This is a genomic window from Achromobacter sp., from assembly GCF_036567245.1.
Classification (GTDB): Bacteria; Pseudomonadota; Gammaproteobacteria; order Burkholderiales; family Burkholderiaceae_B; genus Achromobacter.
In genome coordinates this window covers 1-2,377 of record NZ_DATCUY010000347.1, presented here as the reverse complement: position 1 = coordinate 2,377, position 2,377 = coordinate 1, and the positions used below count along the sequence as shown (strand labels likewise).

The window sequence follows — 2,377 nt, the reverse complement described above, 5'->3', positions numbered from 1 at the left end:
GGCGCTGCCCGGGGCGCGATAGAAACGGTCAAACACGCGCGCGCGCTCCTCCGGCGCAATGCCCGGGCCATCGTCGGCCACGCGCAGGCAGGCCCCGCCATCCGGCGACGGTCCGCAGGACACGGCGATCTGGCCGCCGCTCTGCGTATAGCGCACGGCATTGTCCAGCAGGTTGCGGACCAGCACGCCCAAGGCGTCCAGCCGCCCGCGAACGACGCAAGCCTGCACGTCCAGCTGGATGCGCAGCTGCTTGCGGGTCGCGTCCGTTTCCCAGTCGCGCACCAGCATGGCGACCAGCGCATCCAGTTGGACCAGCTCGGGCTCGTCCGCGCTGGCGCTGAGCGCATCCATGCGGGCCTGGTCCAGCAATTGTTCCGACAGGCGCGAGGTGCGCTGGGCGACCAGGCGCAATTTCTCGATGGCGGCCGGCGCATCGGCGGAACCGGCGCTGCGGGCCACCAGTTCCGCGTGCGCGCTCAGCGCGGCCAGCGGGGTGCGCAGCTCGTGCGCGGCATCCTCAAGAAAGCGGCGCTCGCGGTCCATGCCGCCCTTGACGCGCAGCAGCAGCTGATTGATCGAACGGATGAAGGGACGCAATTCGCCCGGCATGCCGGCCATGGGCAGCGGGGCAAGGTCGAACGGTCCGCGCCGCGCAATGGCCACGCCCGCGCGGTCCACCTTGCGGAAGGCGCGGCCGACCACCCTCCAGCTCACCACGGCCAGCAGCACGAACAGGACGGACACGATGACCAGCCCGCGCTTCAGGCTGTACAGCGATTGGGCGCGCAATTCGCTCTGCGGCCGCGCCACCTGCACCTGCACCCGCCCCTGCGCGTCGGAGATCGCGTACACGCGCCAATCCATGCCGTCGGCGTGCACGTCGGCATAACCGTCCTGGAAGCCACCGCTCAGCGGCTGCTCGGGCGACTCGGGCGAGCGCAGCAGCAGCCGGCGGTCGGCCAGCGACCACAAGTGGAAGCGGACCTTGTCGCCGTCGACACGGCTGGATGCGGGCGGGGTGAAACGCTCGGACGGCGCGTCGTTGCCCAACAGGCTGACCGGCAGCGACGCCAGCATCTGGCTGGCCGCGTCGTGCAGCCACTGATCGCGCGCGCCGGTCTGCGAGCGCGTGGCTTCGTACTGCTGGAAGGCGAACACGGCAATCCAGGACAGAGCCATCGTCAACAGCAGCGTCAGCGTCAGTTGCTTGCGCAGCGTCTTCATTCGGCCGCCTCGATGCGGTAGCCCAGCCCGTGGACGGTAACGATGAGCTTGTCGCCCAGCTTGCGGCGCAACTGATGGATGTAGACGGCCACCGTATTGCTTTCGATGGCGCCGCTATCGCCGTAGACGGCGGCCTCCAGCTGTTCGCGGCTGACGGTATGGCCGGTGCGCTCCATGAGCGCCAGCAGCGTCCGGTATTCATGCGCGCTGAGGCTGACTTCCACCCCTGCGCGCGTCACCGCCCGCCTGGCGGGCTCCAGCACCACGTCGCGGCAGCGCAGCGCCGACACCACGGCGTTGCTGCTGCGCCGGACCACGGCGCGCAGCCGGGCCAGCAGCTCGTCCAGCTGGAATGGCTTGACGATGTAGTCGTCGGCGCCGGCATCCAGGCCCTGTATCCGTTCGCTCAGCCGGTCGCGCGCGGTCAGGATCAGGACCGGCGTGGCGTCGTAGCGCGCGCGCAAGTGCTTCAGGACCGCCAGCCCGCTGCCATCAGGCAGGCCCAGGTCCAGCAACACGGCATGGAAGCCGTGCTCCACCAGGGCCAAGCGCGCCTGCGCGACGTCGCGCACCCATTGCACCTCGGCGCCAGACTGCGCCAGGCTGGTGTGCACGGCGTCGCCCAACATGGCGTCGTCTTCAACTAGCAGGACACGCAAGAAATCTCCAGGACCGTCAACGATGCCGCAGCATGCCGGCTGCGGGTTAAGAACTTATTAAGAATCCAGGCCGCAAGCGCCGCTCTGGCAGCGGGCGGCGAGCTGCGGGCGGCGAGCGCATCGCCAGCCATGGACTTGAGCGCCGCATTTTAGAGCGCCATCTTGACTGTACTTGTATATACGAGTTAAATGAATCCCGCCAATACCCGCACCCCCGGAACGCGCCATCAGCGCCACCCGCCGCACCGCAACTGGGCAACACCCCCCCGCCCTCGAGTACGCGCCAGCAGTCGGCCCGGATCCGCCCCCTTTCACGCCGTAGTCCCTCTTCTCCCCCCTTTCCTCCGCTCGAGGAGTAGTGATGCGTCATCTTCCAGTCGTTGAAGTTTGCGTTTCGAGAAGTTTTTCACCCAGGTTCGCGGGTCCGCTGTTGCTGGCCCTTGCCCTGACGGCAGCGTTGCAAGCCGCCCCGGCCTGGTCCGCCGCAGCCGCCA

Annotated in this window: 2 protein-coding genes; both read right to left on the bottom strand. The window is 68.5% G+C overall.

The genetic code is table 11. The annotated features are described in order from the left end of the window. A partial coding sequence (locus tag VIR09_RS15200) for an ATP-binding protein (protein WP_332013622.1) occupies positions 1-1,224 on the bottom strand: 1,224 nt, incomplete at its 3' end. Further along, positions 1,221-1,883, bottom strand: coding sequence for a response regulator transcription factor (locus VIR09_RS15195; protein ID WP_332013621.1), 663 nt, complete (start codon positions 1,881-1,883; stop codon positions 1,221-1,223). The genes VIR09_RS15200 and VIR09_RS15195, both read right to left, overlap by 4 nt. Positions 1,884-2,377: the final 494 nt, after the last annotated feature.